The sequence below is a fragment of the Pseudomonas petroselini genome (assembly GCF_045037875.1).
Lineage (GTDB): Bacteria > Pseudomonadota > Gammaproteobacteria > Pseudomonadales > Pseudomonadaceae > Aquipseudomonas > Aquipseudomonas petroselini.
Genome location: NZ_CP173614.1, coordinates 1,041,801 through 1,063,706, shown reverse-complemented (window position 1 = coordinate 1,063,706; position 21,906 = coordinate 1,041,801). Strand labels below are relative to the sequence as shown.

Sequence of the window (21,906 nt, the reverse complement as noted above, 5' to 3'; positions counted from 1 at the left end):
TTTACCGCGTCGACTTATTGAACCGTCGACGAACCTTCCTGTTGCATGCGCTGCAGCTCTTGCGCGTACAGGGCATCGAAGTTCACCGGTGCCAGCATCAGCGCAGGGAACGAGCCACGGGTGACCAGGCTGTCCAGGGTCTCGCGGGCATACGGGAACAGGATGTTCGGGCAGAACGCGCCCAGGGTATGGCTCATGGATGCTTCGTCCAGGCCCTGGATCAGGAAGATACCGGCCTGTTGCACTTCAGCGATGAAGGCCACTTCTTCGCCGTTCTTCACGGTAACGGACAGGGTCAGCACGACTTCGTGGAAGTCGCCTTCCAGTGCTTTCTGGCGGGTGTTCAGGTCCAGCGCAACGCTTGGGGTCCATTCCTGACGGAAGATGGCCGGGCTTTTCGGCGCTTCGAACGACAGATCACGCACGTAGATGCGCTGCAACGAGAATTGTGGGCCTTGGGCTTCTGCTGCTTCGGTGTTCTGTTGGTCAGTCATCTCAGATCCTTGATCTTGGGGTCTTTTAGGGGTTGGGAGTCAGACGAGCAGCAGCGCATCGAGTTTACCCGCGCGCTCCAGGGCGAACAGGTCGTCGCAGCCACCGATGTGTTTGGCGCCGATCCAGATCTGCGGCACTGACGTGCGCCCCGCCTTCTGGGCCATTTCGGCACGCACCTGGGGTTTGCCATCGACCTTGATTTCTTCGAAGGCAACGCCCTTTTTCTCCAGCAAGGCCTTGGCCCGCATGCAGTAAGGGCACCAATCGCTGGAATACACGACGACCTGGCTCATATCACTTCACCAGTGGCAGGTTATCGCCGCGCCAGCTGCTGATGCCACCGGACAGCTTGGCGGCGGTGAAACCGGCCTTGAGCATTTCGCGCGCATGAGTGCCGGCGTGCTGGCCTTGGGCGTCGACCAGAATGATGGTCTTGGCCTTGTATTTTTCCAGCTCGGCCAGGCGTGCGATCAGCTTGTCCTGTGGAATATTCAGGGCGCCGACGATATGGCCGGCGGCGAAATCCTTGGCCGGGCGGATATCAACGACAACGGCCTCATCCTTGTTGACCAGCGCGGTCAGCTCCGACGTGCTCAGGCTGCGGCCACCACGGCTCATTTCATGAGCAATCAGCAGCGCCAGCAGGATGACGAAGGCACCCACGAGCAGATAGTGGGCAGTGGCAAATGCAATCAGGTGATCAACCATCAAGGAGGTTCCAGGGCGTTAAAATGGCGGTAAGTATACACAGCCGCCAGGGGGGGCCAACCCCCGTAAAGCGGTGACGTGGTCGGAACTTCGCTTTAAACTGCCACTCCCTTTTCAATTGTCTTCCTTTATTACCGCCGCGAGAGGATCTATGACTACTACGCCTAAACCTTTGGTCCTGATAATTCTCGATGGCTTCGGACACAGTGAAAGCCACCACGACAACGCGGTATACGCGGCCAAGAAGCCCGTACTCGACCGCCTGACCGCCACCGTACCCAACGGTCTGATCTCCGGCTCGGGCATGGACGTGGGCCTGCCGGACGGCCAGATGGGCAACTCGGAAGTCGGTCACATGAATCTCGGCGCCGGACGAGTGGTCTATCAAGACTTCACCCGCGTCACCAAAGCGATCCGCGACGGCGAGTTCTTCGAGAACCCGACCATCTGCGCCGCGGTCGATAAAGCCGTCGCCGCCGGCAAAGCGGTGCACTTCATGGGCCTGCTGTCCGATGGCGGCGTCCACAGCCACCAGGACCACCTGGTCGCCATGGCCGAACTGGCCTTCAAGCGCGGCGCCGACAAGATCTACCTGCACGCCTTCCTCGATGGCCGCGACACACCGCCGAAAAGCGCGCAATCCTCCATTGAGCTGCTGGACGCCACGTTCGCCGCCTTGGGCAAGGGCCGTATCGCCAGCCTGGTGGGCCGCTACTTCGCCATGGATCGCGACAACCGCTGGGACCGCGTCTCCCAGGCCTACAACTTGATCGTCGACGGCCAGGCCGACTTCCACGCCGCCACCGCCCAGGAAGGCCTTGAAGCCGCGTATGCCCGTGGCGAAAGCGACGAGTTCGTCAAAGCCACCACCATCGGTGAGCCGGTGAAGGTCGAAGACGGCGACGCCGTGGTGTTCATGAACTTCCGCGCAGACCGCGCACGCGAGCTGAGCCGCGTATTTGTCGAAGATGGTTTCAAGGAATTCGAGCGCGCCCGTCAGCCAAAAGTCCAATATGTGGGCCTGACCCAATACGCCGCCAGCATCCCGGCCCCCGCCGCCTTTGCCGCCGGCACTTTGGATAACGTGCTGGGCGACTACCTGGCGAAAAACGGCAAGACCCAACTGCGCATCGCCGAAACCGAGAAGTACGCCCACGTGACGTTCTTCTTCTCCGGTGGCCGCGAAGAACCGTTCCCAGGCGAAGAACGCATCCTGATCCCATCGCCAAAGGTCGCCACCTACGACCTGCAACCGGAAATGAGTGCGCCGGAAGTCACCGACAAGATCGTCGACGCCATCGACAACCAGCGTTACGACGTGATCGTGGTCAACTACGCCAATGGCGACATGGTCGGCCACAGCGGCAACCTGGAAGCCGCGACCAAGGCCGTGGAATGCCTGGACCTGTGCGTCGGCCGCATCGTCGATGCCTTGGAGAACGTTGGCGGTGAAGCACTGATCACTGCAGACCACGGCAACTGCGAGCAGATGTCCGACGAATCCACTGGGCAAGCCCACACCGCCCATACCACCGAGCCGGTGCCGTTCATCTACGTCGGTAAGCGCGACTTCAAAGTACGTGATGGCGGCGTGCTGGCGGATGTGGCACCGACAATGTTGATGCTGATGGGGTTGGAGAAGCCGGTGGAAATGACGGGCACTTCGATCCTGGTCTGATTCCCAGCATCACCGAAAAATAATGTGGGAGGGGGCCAGCCCCCTCCCACATTGGATCTTCTGTGTTTGGTAGATATCTTTTCGCCATTCCAGCGCCGCTCGGCACCTATCTTGCCTTCCAGCCCGAATTGGGCGTTTTTTTTGCCGCGCTTGGCGGGCATACTAGGCCGTCCCTTTCCCTGGTGTCGCCCGCCTCTATGCTTCGCGCCTTGATTACCCTTGCTCTTGTCTGCCTGCTCCAACCGGCGTTTGCCGATGAGCGCGCACAAACCCAACAACAGTTGGACGCTACGCGTCAGGACATTACCGAGCTGAAAAAACTGCTCGGCAAGCTCCAGGAAGAAAAATCCGGGGTCCAGAAAGACCTGCGCGGTACGGAAACCGAGATGGGCAAGCTCGAGAAGCAGGTCCAGGAGCTACAAAAAGAATTAAAGAAGAGCGAGTCGGAACTGGAGCGACTCGACGCTGAGAAAAAAAAACTCCAGAGCGCCCGCGTTGAACAGCAACGCCTGATCGCTATCCAGGCCCGTGCCGCCTACCAGAACGGCCGCCAGGAATACCTCAAGCTGCTGCTCAACCAGCAGAACCCGGAAAAATTCGCGCGCACCCTGACCTACTACGACTACCTGAGCAAGGCCCGTATGGAGCAGTTGAAAAGCTTCAACGAGACCCTGCGCCAGTTGGTCAACGTCGAACAGGAAATCGCCAACCAGCAATCGCAGCTGGAAGACCAGAAAAGCAGCCTCACTGCCCAGCGCGACGAGCTGGACAAGGTGCGCAAGGAGCGCCAGGTCGCCCTGGCCAAGCTCAATGACGACGTAAAAGCCCGTGACGCCAAGCTGCAGGCCCGCGAGCAGGACCAGGCCGACCTGGCCAAAGTGCTCAAGACCATCGAAGAAACCCTGGCTCGCCAGGCACGCGAGGCCGAAGAAGCGCGGCAAAAAGCGCTGATCGCCCAGCAGGAAGCCGAAAAAAAGCGCCAGCGTGAGGCCGAGATGGCTGCCACCTCGGACGCCCCGGCACCGCGTAAACCGGCGCATGCAGCCCCTGGCCCGCTGGTTTCCAGCGCCGGCGAATCGTTCGGTGGCCCTTTTGCTTCAGCGCGCGGCAAACTTCCATGGCCGGTTGATGGTCGATTACTGGCACGCTTTGGGGAAACCCGTGGCGATGACACCCGCGCCAAGTGGGATGGTGTGATGATCAGCGCCTCCGCCGGCAGCCAGGTCCACGCTGTTCACGGTGGCCGTGTCGTGTTTGCCGATTGGCTGCGGGGCGCCGGTTTGTTGGTGATTCTTGACCACGGCAATGGCTATTTGAGCCTTTACGGCCACAATCAGACTTTACTCAAGTCGGCAGGTGATGTTGTAAAAGCCGGTGAATCCATCTCCACTGTCGGTAACAGTGGTGGCCAGGACACCCCGGCGCTGTACTTCGCTATTCGTCAGCAGGGTCGCCCGAGCGATCCTGCACAATGGTGCAGATCCCAAGGATAGGGTCGCATCTACATTAGGAGTTCGTTCGACATGCTGCATTTGTCCCGCCTCACTTCGCTGGCCTTGACGATCGCCCTGGTGATCGGCGCGCCTCTGGCATTCGCCGACCAGGCCGCTCCGGCTGCACCCGCCGCCACGGCCGCAACCACCAAGGCGCCGTTGCCGCTGGACGAGCTGCGCACCTTTGCCGAGGTCATGGACCGGATCAAGGCCGCTTATGTCGAACCCGTAGATGACAAGACCCTGCTGGAGAATGCCATCAAGGGCATGCTCAGCAACCTCGATCCGCACTCCGCTTACCTGGGCCCGGAAGATTTTGCCGAGCTGCAGGAGAGCACCAGCGGTGAATTCGGCGGCCTGGGCATTGAAGTCGGCGCCGAAGACGGCAACATCAAGGTCGTCTCGCCGATCGATGACACCCCGGCGTCCAAGGCTGGCATCCAGGCCGGCGACTTCATCGTGAAGATCAACGGCCAGCCGACCCGTGGCCAGACCATGACCGAAGCCGTCGACAAGATGCGCGGCAAGATCGGCCAGAAAATCACCCTGACCCTGGTACGCGACGGCGGCAACCCGTTCGACGTGACGCTGACCCGCGCGACCATTGTGGTCAAGAGCGTGAAGAGCCAGCTGCTGGAGTCGGGCTACGGCTACATCCGCATCACCCAATTCCAGGTCAAGACCGGCGACGAAGTGGCCAAGGCGCTGGCCAAGCTGCGCAAGGACAACGGCAAGAAACTCAGCGGCATCGTGCTCGACCTGCGTAACAACCCAGGCGGCGTGCTGCAGTCGGCGGTGGAAGTGGTCGACCACTTCATCACCAAGGGCCTGATCGTGTACACCAAAGGCCGTATCGCCAACTCCGAGCTGCGCTTCTCGGCGACCGGCAATGACCTCAGCGAAAACGTACCGCTGGCCGTGCTGATCAACGGCGGCAGCGCTTCGGCGTCGGAGATCGTCGCGGGCGCTCTGCAAGACCAGAAGCGCGGCGTGCTGATGGGCACCACCAGCTTTGGCAAAGGCTCGGTGCAAACCGTGTTGCCGCTGAACAACGAGCGTGCGCTGAAGATCACCACCGCGCTGTATTACACGCCGAACGGCCGCTCGATCCAGGCTCAAGGCATCGTGCCGGACATCGAGGTGCGCAAGGCCAAGATCACCAACGAGATCGACAGCGAGTACTACAAGGAAGCTGACCTGCAAGGTCACCTGGGCAATGGCAACGGCGGCGCCGACCAGCCGACCGGCAGCGGCAAGAAAGCCAAGCCAATGCCGCAGGACGATGACTACCAGCTGGCCCAGGCGCTTAGCCTGCTCAAGGGCTTGAGCATCACCCGCAGCCGTTGATATGCGTTTTGCCCTGATCATCGCTGTGCTGTGCAGCCTGGCAGGCGTCGCCCACGCGACGCCTGCCGGCGAGCCTCAAAAAGCCTACCTGACCCTCATCATCGACGACCTCGGGCAAAACCTGCCCCGGGATCGTCGCGTGCTGGCCTTGCCCGGGCCGGTGACCACCGCGATCATGCCCGACACGCCCCACGCCGCCGAATTCGCCCGCGAAGCCCACAAGGCCGGCAAGATCGTGATCCTCCACATGCCCATGGACCCGGCCACGGGGCCGTTCGCCTGGCACCCCGAATTGCCTATCGAAGAACTTGGCAAGCGACTGGATGCCGCGTTCCAGGCGGTGCCCTATACCGCCGGCATCAACAACCACATGGGCAGCCGCATGACGGCGCAACCGGCCGCCATGGCCTGGTTGATGGCCGAGTTGCAACGGCGCAACAAGTTCTTTGTCGACAGCCGCACCAGCGCGCAAACCGTCGCGGCGGCAGAAGCGCAGAAGATCGGCCTGGCGCATGTCTCGCGGGATGTGTTCCTCGATGACGAGCGCACCGAGGCGGCGATTACCACGCAGTTGCAAACCGCAATCAAGCTGGCACACAAACAAGGTTCGGCCGTGATGATCGGCCACCCTTACCCACAAACCCTGGCAGTGCTGGAGCGCGAGTTGCCCAAGCTCAAGGCCCAGGGCGTCGACTGGATTGATATCAAGTTGATGATCAGCGTACGCGGCAACCAGGCCGTGGCCGGGCACGGCAAAAATGGCACCTACCGCCCATCGCCGACTAAATAACTACCCCTGCTCTGCCAGTTGCCCCCTCGATAGTTGACGCCTGCCCCGCATCAATTCGAGGATGACCATGAAAACCCTTTATCCCGCGCTGATCTGCGCGCTGCTGACTGCGTGCCCTGTGTATCTGTGGGGCGCGTCCAAAGACTTTGGTGAAGGCCTGGCCAACGCCAGCGCTCCACGCCTGCTGACCAACGCCAACCAACAACATAATCACTGGAGCGGCATCGGCCGCATCCGCAACGATAAGGCACTCTGCACCGCGACCCTACTGGATACCCGCGATGAACAAGGCATTTCCGGCCCGGCTTACATCATCACCAGCAGCCATTGCATTCACCGTGTCAGTGGTGCCGTCATCAAGGACCAGGTACTCAAGGGTCATATCAGCTTCAACTACTTTGATGACACGTTGGAGCAGCTCAAGACCTACCCGCTCAAGACCCTGAAGTGGGGTAGCAGCCACGGCGTCGACCTGGCACTCATCGAGCTCGATATTCCGCTGTCCGCCTTGATCAGCAATGGCATCGAGCCGATGAAACTGGCCGAGGACCTACCTGCCGAAGCACGCCCGATTCTTGCTCTGATCGTCCCTGAATGGAACACGCTACACCTGTCAGCGTGCCTTCAACAGGCCTCTCAAGAGGTGGTGGAGCAACCTTTTGTCTGGCGCGTAACCATGAAAAACCAGTGCAAGGGCGTGCAATCAGGCGCATTCGGTGCACCGCTGGTGGATCGCGCCACCAATACGCTGTTCGGCATTCTCAGCAGTACAACCATCGGCCAGGCCGCAGCTAAAAAGTGTCAGCGCGACGCACCATGCGAGGTGAGGGATGGCAAGGCGAGTTGGCATGCCGACAGTAACTACGGCAGTCCTGTCGTGTTCCTCAAGCACTGTTTTGTGGAGGGCGTGCTGACTGACAACGAGCAGACCTGCAACCTCTACCCCGCGACGTCCATCACCTTCAGCAGCCCTGAGCCGCTGCAACAATATTTCGTCAAAAGGCCCGGAGACAAGGGCCGGAATATCACGCCAGGCTGGAACCTGGAATTTACTACCACCAGCCGGCTCTATCGCTACAAGGCCGTACGCCGTGCCAGCGAATGTGAAAACCCCGTGCATTACAGCCCGCCGATCAACAGCCACAACGCATCGATCAAGGACCCCATCGGCCCGCAAACCGGCATGCATCTGTTGTGCATCCTGGGGGTCGAATCAGACCAGGCGGTGAGCAACAGCGCGATGCGCAATGCCTTGACGCTGGCGGTCGAACTCGCTGAACCGGCGGCGACCCGCGCCCCAGATGTCAGCATAGTGCTCGACAGGCAGTTCTTGCAGCGCTACACCGTTATCTGGAACCTGGCGCCACCCTTTGTAAGCCGCTACACCTACAAATTTGGCCCAGCTCAGCGCACAGATTGCCTGGCACCCGAAGGCTATCGGACACTGCCGCCCAAGCGCAGCGATACGGAAGAATCCGATGACGCAGAGGACCTCTTCGGCATGCCTCCCCTGGACCAGGCCCCCGATGCACCGCATCAGAAGTTCGCGCAGATTATTTCCACGCATAACCAGCCGATAAAAATCTGCACCTACGCATTCGACCAGGCAGGCCGGCCTTCAGATTTGCGCGTGGACCTGCTCAAACCACGTTGACCACTAGAGGTAACGCGCCATGATCTCGTCAACACGCCCTTCTTTGCGCAGTTGGTTCAACGCTGCTTGAAGCTTGTCCACAAGCTCATCAGGCACGTCCTTGTTCAGCGCGAGGTAAAGCTGAGCACTGTTAAAACGCAGCACCGTCTTGAGCCCGGTCACACCGATCTGGCGAGCCAGGTACCGGCCGGCCGGATCGCCGGTAGCCCACAGGTCGATCTGCCCCTCCAGCAGCTTTTGCGCGTTGTCCTGGTCGCGCAACACCACCATCGGCTTAAGGCCCTGCTTCTCCAGGGTCTCGGCGATGGCGTCGCCTTTGTAAGCGCCGATCTTGTAGCGACGGGCGTGCTCGAGGTCGCTCAACTGGATCTTGCTATCTGCCTTGGCCAGCAGTACCCAATCGTCTGGGCCGATAGGCCCGACCCATTTGAACAGCGCTTCACGGTCCGGCAGGCGGGCCATCACGAACACGCCGTAACCGGGTTTTTCCAGGGCGAGTTTGTAGATTCGCTCCCAAGGGAAACGCAGGGTGAGGCTGTAGGAAATGCCGGCGCGCTTGAAGGTCTCGCGCATGATGTCCACGGCGATGCCTTCGATGTTCTCGTCCTTGGCGAAATTCTTGCCGTTTTTCGCCATGTTGTAGGGCGGAAAGTTTTCCGTCAGCAACACCAGGGAGGCGTCAGACGATTCATCGGCGTGGCCAGGGCCAGCCAACAGGAGCGACGTACTGGCGAGGGCGAGCAGCAGGTGTTTGAACATGAAGGTTACCGGAATCCATGGCAAGCGCAGAGATTGCCGCGCGCTTGCCATGGTGTCCAGCAGCGTTTAGCGAACGACGATACCGCGCGCCGCCATGTAGGCCTTGGCCTCGGGGACGGTGTATTCGCCAAAGTGGAAAATACTCGCCGCCAGCACCGCGCTGGCGTGGCCTTCGATCACACCGTCAGCCAGGTGCTGCAGGTTGCCGACGCCGCCGGAAGCGATCACCGGGATACCCAACGCATCGCTGATGGCACGGGTCACGCCCAGGTCGAAGCCGTTTTTCATGCCGTCCTGGTCCATGCTGGTCAGCAGGATTTCACCGGCGCCCAGGCCTTCCATCTTCATCGCCCATTCCACCGCATCCAGGCCGGTCGGCTTGCGGCCGCCGTGGGTGAAGATCTCCCAGCGCGGGGTTTCGCCTGGGCCGGAGACTTTCTTGGCGTCGATGGCCACCACAATGCATTGCGAGCCAAAGTGCTGCGCGGCCTCGCCGACAAACTCCGGGTTGAACACCGCAGCAGTGTTGATCGAGACCTTGTCCGCGCCGGCATTGAGCAGGTTGCGGATGTCTTGCACGGTGCGCACGCCACCGCCCACGGTCAGCGGGATAAACACCTGGCTGGCCATGCGCTCGACGGTATGCAGGGTGGTGTCGCGGCCATCGACGCTGGCAGTGATGTCGAGAAAGGTAATCTCGTCGGCACCCTGCTCATCGTAGCGACGGGCGATTTCCACCGGGTCTCCGGCGTCACGGATGTTCTCGAACTTGACGCCCTTGACCACGCGACCGTTGTCGACGTCCAGGCAAGGGATGATGCGTTTGGCCAGCGCCATGGTCAGTCCTCAGCCGTTGTAGGCGTCGCAGTAAGCCTGGGCTTCGGCGACGTCCAGGGTACCTTCGTAGATCGCGCGGCCGGTGATGGCGCCGATGATGCCGGGGGCCTTGGCGTCCAGCAGCGACTTGATGTCGCCCAAGTTGTGGATACCGCCGGAAGCGATCACCGGGATCTTGGTCGCAGCGGCCAGCGCAGCGGTGAACGGCACGTTGCAGCCCTGCATCATGCCGTCTTTGGCGATGTCGGTATAAACGATGGCGGACACGCCGTCAGCTTCGAACTGCTTGGCCAGGTCGATCACCTGCACAGTGCTGATCTCGGCCCAACCGTCGGTGGCGACGAAACCATCTTTAGCGTCCAGGCCCACGATGACCTTGCCAGGAAACGCGCGGCAGGCTTCGGCGACGAAAGCAGGGTCTTTCACAGCCTTGGTGCCAATGATTACGTAGCTCACGCCGGCTTTTACGTAGTGCTCGATGGTTTCCAGCGAGCGGATACCGCCGCCGATCTGGATCGGCAGGTTCGGGTAGCGCTTGGCGATCGCGGTGACCACCTCGCCGTTGACCGGCTGGCCTTCGAAGGCGCCGTTCAAGTCCACCAGATGCAGACGACGGCAGCCCCCTTCCACCCATTTGGCAGCCATGCTCACCGGGTCATCGGAGAACACGGTGGAGTCTTCCATGCGGCCTTGGCGCAGACGTACGCAGGCGCCGTCCTTGAGATCGATAGCGGGAATAATCAGCATCTGGCAAACCTTATTCGATATTCAGCAATGCTTGGGAAATCAGGGTTTCTCAAGCGACCACAGGTCGCTTTCGATGCTTTCGAACCTTTCTTTAAGGAGCGTCTGCGTGTCGAAAATCGCCCTGTTGTAATAGTGCGGAGCCACTTCGGTGGTGAACAGCTCAAGAATTTCGGCGACCTCGAACGAGCCCAGCTTGAGCTCGAAGCGGTCCTCCATGAAGCGCTTGATCTTGAGGGTAGCCTCACTCTCCTGTTCGGGCGTGAGGTTCAAGACCGGCTGCTTCGGCTTCCTGGCCATTTACCAGCGCCCGTCCCAGGCGGCGAAGTTCTGCAGCAATTGCAGGCCATGGGTATGGCTCTTCTCCGGGTGGAACTGCACGGCAAACCGCGAACCTTCGGCCAGCGCGGCGGCGAAGTCGACGCCGTAGTGCCCGCTACCCACCACCTGGCCCGGCTTACCGGCGGCGATGTAGTAGCTGTGCACGAAGTAGAAGCGCGCCATGTCCGGCACTTCGTGCCAGAGCGGGTGATCGACGCTCTGGCGCACTTCGTTCCAGCCCATGTGCGGGACTTTCAAGTGTTCGCCGTCTTCATGCAGGTCTTTGCCGAAGAACTTCACCTGGCCTGGGAACAGGCCGATGCAGTCGACGCCATCGTTCTCTTCACTGCTGTCGAGCAAGGCTTGCATGCCTACGCAGATGCCGAGGAACGGACGATCCTGGCTGACTTCGCGCACCAGGCTGTCAAAGCCCAGGTGGCGGATCTCGGCCATGCAGTCGCGAATCGCGCCAACGCCGGGAAACACCACCCTGTCAGCTTCGCGAATCACGTTGGCATCGCTGGTAATCAGCACTTTGCCGGCGCCTACATGTTCGAGGGCCTTGGCCACCGAGTGCAGGTTACCCATGCCGTAATCGATAACCGCGACCGTCTGCATTACAGGACGCCCTTGGTCGAAGGCATTTGCCCGGCCATGCGGTCGTCCAGCTCTACGGCCATGCGCAGTGCGCGGCCGAAGGCCTTGAACACGGTTTCGATCTGGTGGTGGGTATTGGTACCGCGCAGGTTGTCGATGTGCAGGCTGACCAGTGCGTGGTTGACGAAACCCTGGAAAAATTCCTGGAACAGGTCGACATCGAAGCCGCCGACGGTGGCGCGGGTGTAGGGCACGTGCATCTGCAGGCCTGGGCGGCCAGAGAAGTCGATGACCACACGCGACAGCGCTTCGTCCAGCGGGACATAGGCGTGGCCGTAGCGACGGATGCCTTTTTTGTCGCCGATGGCCTTGGCAAATGCCTGGCCGAGGGTGATGCCTACGTCTTCCACCGTGTGGTGGTCGTCGATATGCAGGTCGCCCTTGCTGACGATATCCAGGTCGATCAGCCCGTGACGGGCGATCTGGTCCAGCATGTGCTCAAGAAAAGGTACACCGATATCAAATCGGGCCTTTCCGGTGCCATCCAGGTTGATCGAGGCTTTGATCTGGGTTTCCAGAGTGTCGCGCTCGACGGACGCCTTACGTTCGGCCATCACCAGCTCCGCAAAATCATTGGGCGAAAAAGGCAGCCATTATAGGGGCGCGGGCGCTAAACAGAAACATCGGAGGGGATAAGACTGATGGAGTGTCGGAGATAGACATGTGCATACAACTGCGGGAGCAGGCTTGTGTGGTGAGCGGGCTTGCCCCGCGCTGGGTTGCGAAGCAACCCCAGAAACAGCCACGGCGCGCTGACTGAAAGAACGAGGTGGCTTCATTGGGTCGCTTCGCAACCCAGCGCGGGGCAAGCCCGCTCACTACAACAAGCGGGCTGCCACACAGAGCGCATCTAAATCAGTGGAACAGCACCGCAGTCTTCTGCAAGGTCACCCACACACCCCACGCCAACGGAATACCCACCACCAGCCAGGCCGCGATGGCCAATGGCACGGTGCCGGAAGCGGCTTTCCACTCCAGGGAAGTGGTGGCATCCGCCCCTTTGTCATGACCCAGCGCCTGTTCGGCGGCCAATTCGGCATCGGTCATGAAGTACTTGTCCGCCACCGGGCGAACCAGCAGGTTGCAGATGAAACCCAGCACCAGCAGGCCGGCGAGGATGTACAAGGTGATGTCATAGGCAGCCGCGCGTTCAACGCCGATGCTCAACTGATATTCACGCAGGTAGTTCACCAGCACCGGGCCCAAGACGCCCGCAGCGGCCCAGGCGGTCAGCAGGCGACCGTGGATCGCGCCGACCATTTGCGTACCGAACAGGTCGGCCAGGTAGGCAGGAACGGTCGCAAAACCACCCCCGTACATCGACAGGATGATGCAGAACGCCGCCACGAACAGCGCCACGTTGCCCAAGTGCCCCAGGTTCGGGATCAGCGCGTACAGGGCAAAGCCCAGGGCGAAGAACACGAAATAGGTGTTTTTACGGCCCAGGTAGTCGGAGAACGACGCCCAGAAGAAGCGGCCGCCGATGTTGAACAGGCTCAACAGACCGGTGAAACCTGCCGCGATGGCCGCGATGGAGGCCAGTTGACCGGCATCCAGTTGACCGAACGGCACATCAACACCCAGCAACTTGCCGCCGAACACTTCCTGCAGCAGCGGCGAAGCCATGCCGAGGATGCCGATACCGGCGGATACGTTCAGGCACAACACCAACCAAACCAGGCGGAATTGCGGGGTTTTCCACGCCACGTTCACGTGCACGTGACGGTGGGTGATCATCGCGTTGCTGGCCTTTTTCGCCGGGGCGGTCCAGCCCTCAGGTTTCCAGCCGGTCGGCGGAACGCGATAAGACAGTGCGCCGCCGATCATGAACACAAAGTAGATCGCCGCCATCACCAGGAAGCTCTGCCATACGCCCACGCTGGTCGGCGTGGCAAAGTGGCCCATCAACGCTGCGGCCAGGGGTGCACCTACCATCGCGCCGCCGCCAAAGCCCATGATCGCCATACCGGTGGCCATGCCACGCTTGTCCGGGAACCACTTGATCAGGGTCGACACGGGAGAGATGTAGCCCAGGCCCAGGCCGATACCGCCGATGACCCCGGAGCCGATCCACATCAGCCAGATCTGGTGGGTATAGATACCCAACGCCGAAATCAGCAGCCCGCCGCACCAGCACAACGCCGATACAACACCGGCCTTACGTGGCCCGGCATGTTCCAGCCAGCCACCCCAGATCGCTGCCGAGCAGCCCAGGAAAATGAAGAACAGGGTGTAGATCCAGCCCAGCATGGAGATGGGCCAGTCGCATTGGGACGAGAAGACTTGGGCGATGAAGCTCATGTCCGGCGCGCAGGCGACCGGTTTGGTAACGCCCAGTGCCTTGGACAGAGGCAGCCAGAACACCGAGAACCCGTAGGCCATGCCGATGCACAGGTGGATGGCCAGGGCGGCCGGTGGAACCAGCCAGCGGTTGAAGCCGGGCTTGGCGATGATGCGTTCCTTGGACAGGAACGCTGGCTTTGCAGCAGATGAACCTGCCGCAGTGCTAGTGCTCATTGGTGTTTCCCCCAGTTGTTAGTATGTGTCCGTCAGGCGCTCTCTCCCTCGGCCTTGCACGCAAAGCGTGGCCGTTTTGTTGAGTGAAGCTCCATTTTAGGCGCGACCTTAGGTCGCAGAAGGCGGACGAACGTGCAGAGATTAGCACCTGTCGATGACAGAAAAACCAAAGTGACATCACCTTTTTCAGGAAATTTGTTTTTTTGACGCCAAAAACCCGCTTTCCCCGCCCCTGGATACAATGTAACGATCAGGGCACTGACGCAGGCCGTCGGGCGTTATACTCTGCGGCTAAATTTTGAAATCGACATACAAGGACTCGCCCATGAAAGCGTTCGGCAAAATCCTGGGTCTGGTACTTCTCGGGCTGTTGCTGATCATTGTGGCTCTGGGTTTTGCCCTGACCCATCTCTTCGATCCCAACGACTATAAAGACGAGATTCGCCAGATTGCCCGCGACAAGGCCCACATCGAGCTGACGCTCAATGGCGATATCGGCTGGAGCCTGTTCCCGTGGCTCGGCCTTGAACTGCACGAAGCCAGCGTGGCAACCCTGACCGCGCCGACCCAACCGTTCGCCGACCTGCAGATGCTCGGCCTCTCGGTGCGCGTGCTGCCTTTGCTGCGCCGCGAAGTGCAGATGAGCGACGTGCGTGTCGAAGGCCTGAACCTGCGCCTCAACCGTGACAAGCAAGGTCATGGCAACTGGGAAGACATCGGCAAGAACGTGACTGAGGCGAGCGTCGGCAGCCCTGGCTCGGTTGAGCAGCCGGCCGAATCCGAACCGGAAAAGCCGGCAAAACCCATCCGCCTGGACATCGACAGCCTGACCATCAACAACGCCCGCGTTGAATACAACGATGAGCAGACCGGCAAACAGTTCAGCGCCGAAAGCATTCAACTGAGCGCCGGTGCGGTGCACGAAGGCGCCAGCATCCCGGTGAAACTCACCGCCTTCTTCGGCAGCAACCAGCCGGTGATGCGCGTCAAGACCGAGCTCAACGGCAACCTGCGGATCCAGCGGGCACTCAAGCGCTATCAGCTTGAAGACATGAAGATCACCGGCGAAGCCACGGGCGAGCCGCTGCAAGGCAAGACCGTGACGTTCTCCACCCAGGGCCAACTGCTGGTGGACCAGGCGGCCAATATCGCCGAATGGACCAACCTGAAGCTGTCGGCCAACCAACTGCGCGCGTTGGGCGAACTGAAGGTCAACGACCTGGACAAGACTCCGCAGCTCAGCGGCGCCCTGTCGATCGCCCAGTTTGACTTGGCCAAGTTCCTCGACAGCGTCGGCCACCCGTTGCCGCCGATGGCCGACGGCAGCCTGAGCAAGGTCGAGCTGGTCAGCCGCCTCAAGGGCACGCCGACCAGCGTGGCCCTGGAAGACCTGAACCTGAAACTCGACGGCAGCACCTTCACCGGTCGCGTCGCCGTGGAGGATTTCGCCAAGCAATCCCTGCGCGTTCAGCTCAAGGGCGACACCTTCAACGCCGACAACTACCTGCCGGCCAAGTCTGAATCGGCCAAGGGTGCGGCGGCCGCACGCCAGGCCGAAGTACAGAACAGCGAAGCCGGAGCCATGGCCGCCGGCGGCACCACGCCGCTGCCCGACGCTCCGACCAAAGGCGCCTGGAGCACCGACAAACTATTGCCATTGACCCGCCTGCGCACGCTGGACGTGGACGCCGACCTTGCGTTCGGCCAACTGACCCTGAGCAAGTTGCCGATCCAGAATGCGGTGCTCAAAGCCTCTGGCCTTGATGGCCAGCTCAAGCTCGACACTTTGAGTGGCGGTCTCTACAACGGTAGCTTCCAGGCCAACGGCAACCTTGATGTGCGCCAGGACATTCCCGTGCTGGCGCTGCAGAGCCGGATCAAGCAAGTACCGGTCGAGCGCATCCTGCAAGCCCAGGGGCAAACCCCGCCGGTGAAGGGCCAGATCACCCTCGACAGCAACCTCACAGGCCGTGGCAACAGCCAGAAAGCCTTGATCGACAGCCTCAACGGCACCGCCAGTTTTGTGATCAACAACGGTGTGCTGCTCAATGCCAACCTTGAGCAGCAACTGTGCACCGGCATCGCCTTGCTCAACCGCAAGACCTTGAGCAGCACGCCGCAAGGCAAGGACACGCCGTTCCAGGAGCTGAAGGGCAACCTGACCTTCCGCAACGGGGTCGCCAGCAACCCTGACCTGAAAGTGCGCATCCCAGGCCTGACCGTCAACGGTAATGGCGACGTCGACCTGCGTGTGCTGGGCATGGATTACCGCGTCGGCATCATCGTCGAAGGCGACCAGCGTGAAACGCCGGACCCCGCCTGCCAGGTCGGCGCCAACTTCCAGGGCATCGAAGTGCCGCTGCGCTGCCGTGGCCCGCTGGAACTGGGCGCCAAGGCGTGCCGCCTGGACAAGGACGGCTTGACCCAGGTCGCCATCAAGGCGGCCGGCAACAAGCTCAGCGACAAGCTGGAAGAGAAACTCGACAAGGTGAACCCGCAGCTTAAAGACGCTTTGAAGGGCCTGTTCAAGCGATGAGAAACGAGCAGTTTTCAGAGGCCGTACTCGATTGGTACGACCGCCACGGCCGCCATGACCTGCCCTGGCAACAGGGCATCACGCCTTATCGGGTGTGGGTCTCGGAGATCATGCTGCAGCAGACCCAGGTGAGCACCGTGCTCAATTACTTCGACCGATTCATGGCCTCGCTGCCGACGGTCGAAGCCCTGGCCGCCGCGCCGGAAGACGAAGTGCTGCACCTGTGGACCGGCCTTGGTTACTACACCCGGGCGCGCAACCTGCAAAAGACCGCGAAGATTGTCGTGGCCGAGTACGGTGGTGAGTTTCCCAGGGACGTCGAAAAGCTGACCGAACTGCCGGGCATCGGCCTGTCCACCGCCGGCGCGATCGCCAGCCTGAGCATGGGACTGCGTGCGCCGATCCTCGACGGCAACGTCAAACGCGTACTGGCACGTTTTACCGCACAAGAGGGCTACCCCGGCGAACCCAAGGTGGCCAAGCAGCTGTGGGCCACCGCAGAACGCTTCACGCCGCATGATCGCGTCAATGCCTACACCCAGGCGATGATGGACATGGGCGCCACCCTCTGCACCCGCAGCAAACCCAGCTGCCTGCTGTGCCCGCTGGAAAAAGGCTGCGAAGCCCACATGCTCGGCCTGGAGACGCGCTACCCGATCCCCAAGCCGCGCAAGACCATCCCGCAGAAGCGCACGCTGATGCCGCTGCTGGCCAATGCCGAGGGCGCGATCCTGCTTTACCGTCGCCCTTCCACGGGCCTGTGGGGCGGCCTGTGGAGTTTGCCCGAGCTGGACGACCTGCAAGACCTCGAACACCTGGCCAACCAGCACGCGCTGGAACTGGGCAAGCCACAGGAACTGCCGGGGTTGATCCACACCTTCAGCCACTTCCAGCTCGCCATCGAACCCTGGCTGGTCCAGGTCGAGGAATCCGCCCATCACGTGGCCGAGGCCGACTGGCTCTGGTATAACCTCGCCACCCCGCCGCGCCTGGGCCTTGCCGCCCCGGTGAAAAAACTGCTGAAGCGCGCGGCCGACGTATTGAACGCAGGAGTTTCGTCATGACCCGCACCATTATCTGCCGCAAGTACAAAGAAGAATTGCCAGGCCTGGAACGCCCTCCGTATCCGGGCGCCAAGGGCCAGGACATTTTCGATCACGTCTCCGCCAAAGCCTGGGGCGACTGGCTGAAACACCAGACCCTGCTCATCAACGAAAAACGCCTGAACATGATGAACGCCGAAGATCGTAAATACCTGGCGGGCGAGATGGACAAGTTCTTTTCCGGCGAGGAATACGCCAAGGCCGACGGCTACGTGCCGCCTGCTCAATAATTGATCAAAAACCAGGGTCGGCACGTAAGCGACGGTAATAATTAAATATTTTTTGAAAACTTGCTTGACGACCCCCTGAAAAACCCGTTTAATGCGCCCCGTTGCCCAGATAGCTCAGTCGGTAGAGCAGGGGATTGAAAATCCCCGTGTCGGCGGTTCGATTCCGTCTCTGGGCACCAAATACCGAAACCCCTGATTCCGCAAGGTCTCAGGGGTTTTTTCGTTTCTGGACCTTCAAGCTGCGCTCTGTGTCCGCTCAACGACATTACGGCCGATACAGCGGGAATGCCTCTATCAGCGGCACTATTTCCCGGCCTGTCTCTATTGCACTTTCCGAGGGATCGCTCGGTCTTGGGATATTCCTGGCAAAGTGAAAGATAATGGTCTGCCCGGTGGGGCCGTCCTTGTAATACTTGAAATAACTGATTTCCGAGAATTGCCCGTCTTTACGCAATGACGTGGGATAAAACATCATCGAATAATCGATTCCGGTTTTATTGTCGGTCAGCAGGATCGCCGGCATGTTCGGATTTTCTTGCTGGTGAAGCTGGATGGCGCGCTTGGCGAGGTCGAGGGGTTTGAAGCGGTTCATCTCGCGAGGTACGACGGTAAAGTCCACCATTTCATTCCAGGCATCGATGCTTTCCTCTGCGGGGAAATACTCCCACAAGCCCGGTTTTTGGAATTTCAGGACGAACGTCTTGCCGCCGAACACCACCGTTTTGGTGTCGGCAATCGACGGACTAGACATGTCGGAGGTAAGCGGCGTAGCGCAGCCGTAGAGCAACATGAAGGCGGATAACACAAGCAATGTGGCTTTCATTTCAATCCTTGAAAATGTGCGTCAGTGTATTTTGCGCAGGTCACAGTAACCCGTGGTTTCAAGCGGTTCGGACATGAAGGGGTGTATCGGCGGGTTCGATTCGGTCTCTGTCACCCGCCTGAGGCGATTCAACCTCGCCCCAACGGATCGCTGCCCCCCGATCCCACATCAACGTAAACACCGCCACCCGCTCCTGATCGGAAATCTGAAACCCCCGCGCCTCGACCCGATCAATCCAACCCTGCGCCGACAGCCTCTCCCCAAAGCGCACCAGTCGCCCGTAGCGCTTGAAGACAGCCCTCAACACATTGATCATCGCCGGGTAGCTGCAGCCACCGTCAAAGCAAATGCTCAACCGGCCAAATCGGGAGCGGCCGATCACGTGGCCTCCGTCAGGCCGCTTAACGTCCTTTTTCGTCATATCCATGATGCTTCCAGTACGACAACTCAAAAAAACAGCACAACTGAATGACCAGTCGGTCACTCAGCTAGCCGAAAATACAGCAAGTGGCTGATTTATTTCAGCAAAAACACCATCAGTGGATTGTCGTTCAACCGCCCTTCAAAGCTTGGAGCCAGATACTCCAGAGGCGTTCCGTACAGCAGCGCAGTTTCCTTACGCGCCACTATCACCCAGGCCGGTCGGGGCAAGCCCCCCAGTTGCTCAAGCGCTTTACTGCCGATAAATACCGGTTGCTCGTCGTGATCCAGGTTCATCATGTAACGCACCGCCCACGTGTCCCGACCCAGGTTGATAAACACCAGCGGACCCGGCTGCTCGGCACGCAGCGCCTCTACCTGGCCAACAAACTGCCGGGTATCGAACTGCAGATCCTTGGCCGGCTCCACCACCGACACCAACAGCAGCCATTGCGCCGCCAATGCAATCAGGCTGAGCCATACCAAACGGCCAACCCGACGCCAGGCGACCAGCGCCGCCATTTGCAGCACCACCAGCACGCCGATCAGCAACGGCAACGATACGTTTGGCCAATAGCCATGCTTCTGCCAGGCATGCCGACAGACAAAGACCACCACCCCGCACAACGCCGGCACCGCCGCGACAAGCCCTTCGTAGCATCGACGTACGCCCGCGAGCCACCCTTGCGCCTGCAGCAGCCCATAGGCTGCGACAGCCGCAAACATCGGCACCATGGGCAGGATGTAATAGGCGCGCTTGAAGTGCGGCACCGACAGCCCGAGCAGGATCATCAAGCCGCAGGCGCCGAGCCGCGCCACCAAGTGCAGAGTGCCCTCGAACCGCTCGGGCCAGCGGTGACGCAGGGCAATCATTGTGGCCAGCGCCAACGGCACCACCGGGAAGTAGCGGTACAAGCTCAGCTGGAAGTAGAAATAGAACGGCTCGCCGATTTCATCGAGACGCCCACCCACCTGCATCTTGAACACCTCATCGGCAAATGCGTCACCCCCGCTGATGCGCGCCAACTTCATCAACAACCACCAACAGGCTGCCAACAGCACCAGGCCGACGCTGCCGTGGATCAGCACCTGCTTCACACGCTCTCCAGGCTTGCCCAGCGCCCAATACACGCACACCACGCCGCAGACCTCGATCAAGCCCAACGGCCCACGTATCGCGAAGCCCAGAATGAACAGAGGGAATACCGCAAGCCGCCTCCAGCGACCACCGCTGTGCAGCAGGTAGAAACTGCCGACACAGAGCAACGCCACCATCTGGTCCAGGCACACCGAGCGGGATTTTTCGAGCAGTTGGGTGGTGAGCAGGGTCAACAACACCGTGAGCAGCGCCCACTGGCGATTCGCCGGAACCAGCAAGCGATAGATCACGGCCACCACCCCAGCGGACGCCAGGGCGGTAGGCAGCACATTCGCCAGATGGTTGGGCGCCCCCAACAGTCGGGCAAACACCCAGCTGAAGAAGGTCGCGGTGCCGGGGTAATCCGCGTAAGGCTGCCCGTAGGTGGTCGGGAAAAGACTCGCACCATGGCGAAACATTTCTTGCAGGAACAGCGCCCAGCGGCCGTCAAATCCTTGGGGCTGCTGATCCCAGATTCCCAAGGTGAACAGCACTAGGGCGAACACAAAAATGCCCAGTGATTCCAGGCGAAAACGGCTGCGGTGATCCATCGGTTGACCTGTCAGGTAAGGGACGCCGACTTATGGTGCAGACCGCCCTGCTGAATAGCGCCTGAACAGACCTGAACATTCCCGCGTTTACCGACCTGCGGGCCATATCCACTGCGGGATCAACCGAACGTAAATCAACTCCCCCATGAGTTCGACCAGGGTTTGCAGGACCACAGCCGTCGCCGCCAACCCGCGCACATCCTCGGGCAAAGCCAATGCCAAGGGCAGTACCACCAGCGAGTTACGTGTCGACGCGCTGAACGTCACCGCCCGCGCCGTTACCGCAGGAAGCGCAAACAGCCGCGACGCCAGCGCCCCCATCAGCGGCGCCAGCAACACGAAGCCGATGTACACCGGAATCACCGGCAGCAACAGGTTGATATCCCGCACCACAGAGGTGATTTGCGAGCCGACCACCACAAACAACACCAGCGCCATCGCCGGCACCGGCAGCCACGCCCAGGCGCTGTTCCAGACACTGGCAATCGATGATCGCCGCGCCAGCGCAGTCGTGACCACGGCCAGCAGCATCGGCACCACGATCAACAAGAGGAACGCCTCGATAAACGGCCGCGCCTCGACCACCCCCTCGGATTGCGCGCCGAGCATCAGGCCCAGATAGATCGGCAACAGCGCCAACTGCAGCAGCAACAGGACCGGCGTAGCCGCCAGCATCAACCGCGAATCCCCCTTACCGATGTGGGTAAACACCACTACGTAGTCGATGCAGGGCGTCAGCAACACCAGCAAAGCGCCCACGAGCAACGCCGGACGGCCCACGAGGCTTTGGGTCAATGCCCACACCAGTAACGGAACGAGAATAAAGTTGGCCAGCAGCAATGCCGACAGGAAGCGCTTGTTGCCCCAGCTTTGACGCAGGTCCAGAAACGGGATTTGCAGGAACATCGCATACATCAGCACCGCGATCGCGGGCGTGACCAGTGCGCTGAGGCTGTGGGCACATGAGGGGGCGAGCAGGCCGAAAACGGCCGCCAGCAGCACGGCTGCGAAGTAGACCGGAATCTGGTTGTGTTCGAGGGTGTCGCGGGACATGAAGGCTGGCTCAGATGGATCGAAAGGTGGTCAGCCTAAGCATACGAGGTGG

22 protein-coding genes and 1 tRNA gene are annotated in these 21,906 nt (G+C 60.7%); 9 read left to right on the top strand and 14 right to left on the bottom strand.

Features of this window, described 5'->3' with window-relative positions; translation table 11 throughout:
- Positions 1 to 14: 14 nt before the first annotated feature.
- Genes secB through ACI512_RS05015 form a run of 3 tightly spaced genes read right to left on the bottom strand, consistent with a single transcriptional unit; the run spans position 15 to position 1,203 of the window.
- Entirely contained in the window at positions 15 to 494 is a 480-nt protein-coding gene (gene secB / locus ACI512_RS05025; protein WP_012721755.1) for a protein-export chaperone SecB, read from the bottom strand.
- A 39-nt stretch (positions 495 to 533) separates the two neighbouring features.
- Positions 534 to 788: a glutaredoxin 3 gene (gene grxC / locus ACI512_RS05020; protein WP_010213876.1), complete on the bottom strand. Its 255-nt coding sequence runs from the start codon at positions 786 to 788 to the stop codon at positions 534 to 536.
- A gap of 1 nt (position 789) precedes the next feature.
- Positions 790 to 1,203 carry a rhodanese-like domain-containing protein gene (locus ACI512_RS05015; RefSeq protein ID WP_064054093.1) on the bottom strand — a complete coding sequence of 138 codons (414 nt, stop codon included), beginning with the start codon at positions 1,201 to 1,203 and terminating at the stop codon, positions 790 to 792.
- Between the two features lie 151 nt (positions 1,204 to 1,354).
- Here ACI512_RS05015 and gpmI point away from each other — a divergent pair, with 151 nt between their 5' ends.
- The 5 genes from gpmI (at position 1,355) to ACI512_RS04990 (ending at position 8,165) form a co-directional block, all read left to right on the top strand.
- On the top strand, positions 1,355 to 2,881 hold the full coding sequence (gene gpmI, locus ACI512_RS05010; protein WP_012721753.1) for a 2,3-bisphosphoglycerate-independent phosphoglycerate mutase: 1,527 nt from the start codon (positions 1,355 to 1,357) through the stop codon (positions 2,879 to 2,881).
- Positions 2,882 to 3,078: 197 nt separating this feature from the next.
- Positions 3,079 to 4,374, top strand: coding sequence for a murein hydrolase activator EnvC (locus ACI512_RS05005; protein WP_064054095.1), 1,296 nt, complete (start codon positions 3,079 to 3,081; stop codon positions 4,372 to 4,374).
- A 30-nt stretch (positions 4,375 to 4,404) separates the two neighbouring features.
- On the top strand, positions 4,405 to 5,721 hold the full coding sequence (locus tag ACI512_RS05000; protein WP_012721751.1) for a S41 family peptidase: 1,317 nt from the start codon (positions 4,405 to 4,407) through the stop codon (positions 5,719 to 5,721).
- Between the two features lies 1 nt (position 5,722).
- Positions 5,723 to 6,511 (top strand): divergent polysaccharide deacetylase family protein, encoded by a 789-nt coding sequence (locus ACI512_RS04995; RefSeq protein WP_236380921.1) that lies wholly within the window; start codon positions 5,723 to 5,725, stop codon positions 6,509 to 6,511.
- 67 nt (positions 6,512 to 6,578) lie between these two features.
- On the top strand, positions 6,579 to 8,165 hold the full coding sequence (locus ACI512_RS04990; RefSeq protein WP_236380919.1) for a serine protease: 1,587 nt from the start codon (positions 6,579 to 6,581) through the stop codon (positions 8,163 to 8,165).
- A gap of 3 nt (positions 8,166 to 8,168) precedes the next feature.
- On the opposite strand, the gene ACI512_RS04985 is transcribed toward ACI512_RS04990, so the two are convergent.
- From ACI512_RS04985 to ACI512_RS04955, 7 genes are all read right to left on the bottom strand, one after another.
- Positions 8,169 to 8,924: an ABC transporter substrate-binding protein gene (locus tag ACI512_RS04985; RefSeq protein ID WP_236380917.1), complete on the bottom strand. Its 756-nt coding sequence runs from the start codon at positions 8,922 to 8,924 to the stop codon at positions 8,169 to 8,171.
- 66 nt (positions 8,925 to 8,990) lie between these two features.
- Complete coding sequence (gene hisF, locus ACI512_RS04980; protein WP_003171107.1) at positions 8,991 to 9,761, bottom strand: imidazole glycerol phosphate synthase subunit HisF; 771 nt, start codon at positions 9,759 to 9,761, stop codon at positions 8,991 to 8,993.
- A gap of 9 nt (positions 9,762 to 9,770) precedes the next feature.
- A complete protein-coding gene (hisA, locus tag ACI512_RS04975) occupies positions 9,771 to 10,508 on the bottom strand; it encodes a 1-(5-phosphoribosyl)-5-[(5-phosphoribosylamino)methylideneamino]imidazole-4-carboxamide isomerase (protein ID WP_003187784.1) in 738 nt (245 codons plus the stop codon).
- Positions 10,509 to 10,547: 39 nt separating this feature from the next.
- Positions 10,548 to 10,805, bottom strand: a complete 258-nt coding sequence (locus ACI512_RS04970) for a DUF2164 domain-containing protein (RefSeq protein WP_012721747.1) — start codon at positions 10,803 to 10,805, stop codon at positions 10,548 to 10,550.
- Complete coding sequence (gene hisH, locus ACI512_RS04965; protein WP_236380915.1) at positions 10,806 to 11,444, bottom strand: imidazole glycerol phosphate synthase subunit HisH; 639 nt, start codon at positions 11,442 to 11,444, stop codon at positions 10,806 to 10,808.
- Entirely contained in the window at positions 11,444 to 12,037 is a 594-nt protein-coding gene (hisB, locus tag ACI512_RS04960; RefSeq protein ID WP_003218037.1) for an imidazoleglycerol-phosphate dehydratase HisB, read from the bottom strand. The genes hisH and hisB overlap by 1 nt, the downstream gene beginning before the upstream one ends.
- Before the next feature lie 301 nt (positions 12,038 to 12,338).
- The gene (locus ACI512_RS04955) at positions 12,339 to 14,000 is read right to left on the bottom strand and encodes an OFA family MFS transporter (RefSeq protein ID WP_012721745.1); all 1,662 of its coding nucleotides are present in this window, start codon (positions 13,998 to 14,000) and stop codon (positions 12,339 to 12,341) included.
- 325 nt (positions 14,001 to 14,325) lie between these two features.
- On the opposite strand from ACI512_RS04955, the gene ACI512_RS04950 reads away from it, so the two are divergent.
- From ACI512_RS04950 to ACI512_RS04935, 4 genes are all read left to right on the top strand, one after another.
- Positions 14,326 to 16,536, top strand: coding sequence for an AsmA family protein (locus tag ACI512_RS04950; protein WP_236380913.1), 2,211 nt, complete (start codon positions 14,326 to 14,328; stop codon positions 16,534 to 16,536).
- Positions 16,533 to 17,600 carry an A/G-specific adenine glycosylase gene (mutY, locus tag ACI512_RS04945; protein WP_012721743.1) on the top strand — a complete coding sequence of 356 codons (1,068 nt, stop codon included), beginning with the start codon at positions 16,533 to 16,535 and terminating at the stop codon, positions 17,598 to 17,600. Before ACI512_RS04950 ends, mutY begins: the two co-directional genes overlap by 4 nt.
- On the top strand, positions 17,597 to 17,869 hold the full coding sequence (locus tag ACI512_RS04940; RefSeq protein WP_012721742.1) for an oxidative damage protection protein: 273 nt from the start codon (positions 17,597 to 17,599) through the stop codon (positions 17,867 to 17,869). The genes mutY and ACI512_RS04940 overlap by 4 nt, the downstream gene beginning before the upstream one ends.
- 103 nt (positions 17,870 to 17,972) lie before the next feature.
- A tRNA-Phe gene (locus ACI512_RS04935) sits at positions 17,973 to 18,048 on the top strand.
- 86 nt (positions 18,049 to 18,134) lie between these two features.
- Here the strand turns inward: ACI512_RS04935 and ACI512_RS04930 are convergent.
- From ACI512_RS04930 to ACI512_RS04915, 4 genes are all read right to left on the bottom strand, one after another.
- A complete protein-coding gene (locus ACI512_RS04930; protein ID WP_236380911.1) occupies positions 18,135 to 18,692 on the bottom strand; it encodes a hypothetical protein in 558 nt (185 codons plus the stop codon).
- Between the two features lie 58 nt (positions 18,693 to 18,750).
- A complete protein-coding gene (locus ACI512_RS04925; RefSeq protein ID WP_250948024.1) occupies positions 18,751 to 19,119 on the bottom strand; it encodes a hypothetical protein in 369 nt (122 codons plus the stop codon).
- Between the two features lie 89 nt (positions 19,120 to 19,208).
- Positions 19,209 to 20,801, bottom strand: a complete 1,593-nt coding sequence (locus ACI512_RS04920) for a glycosyltransferase family 39 protein (protein ID WP_236380740.1) — start codon at positions 20,799 to 20,801, stop codon at positions 19,209 to 19,211.
- Positions 20,802 to 20,888: 87 nt separating this feature from the next.
- Entirely contained in the window at positions 20,889 to 21,854 is a 966-nt protein-coding gene (locus tag ACI512_RS04915) for an arsenic resistance protein (protein ID WP_236380737.1), read from the bottom strand.
- Between the last annotated feature and the right edge of the window lie 52 nt (positions 21,855 to 21,906).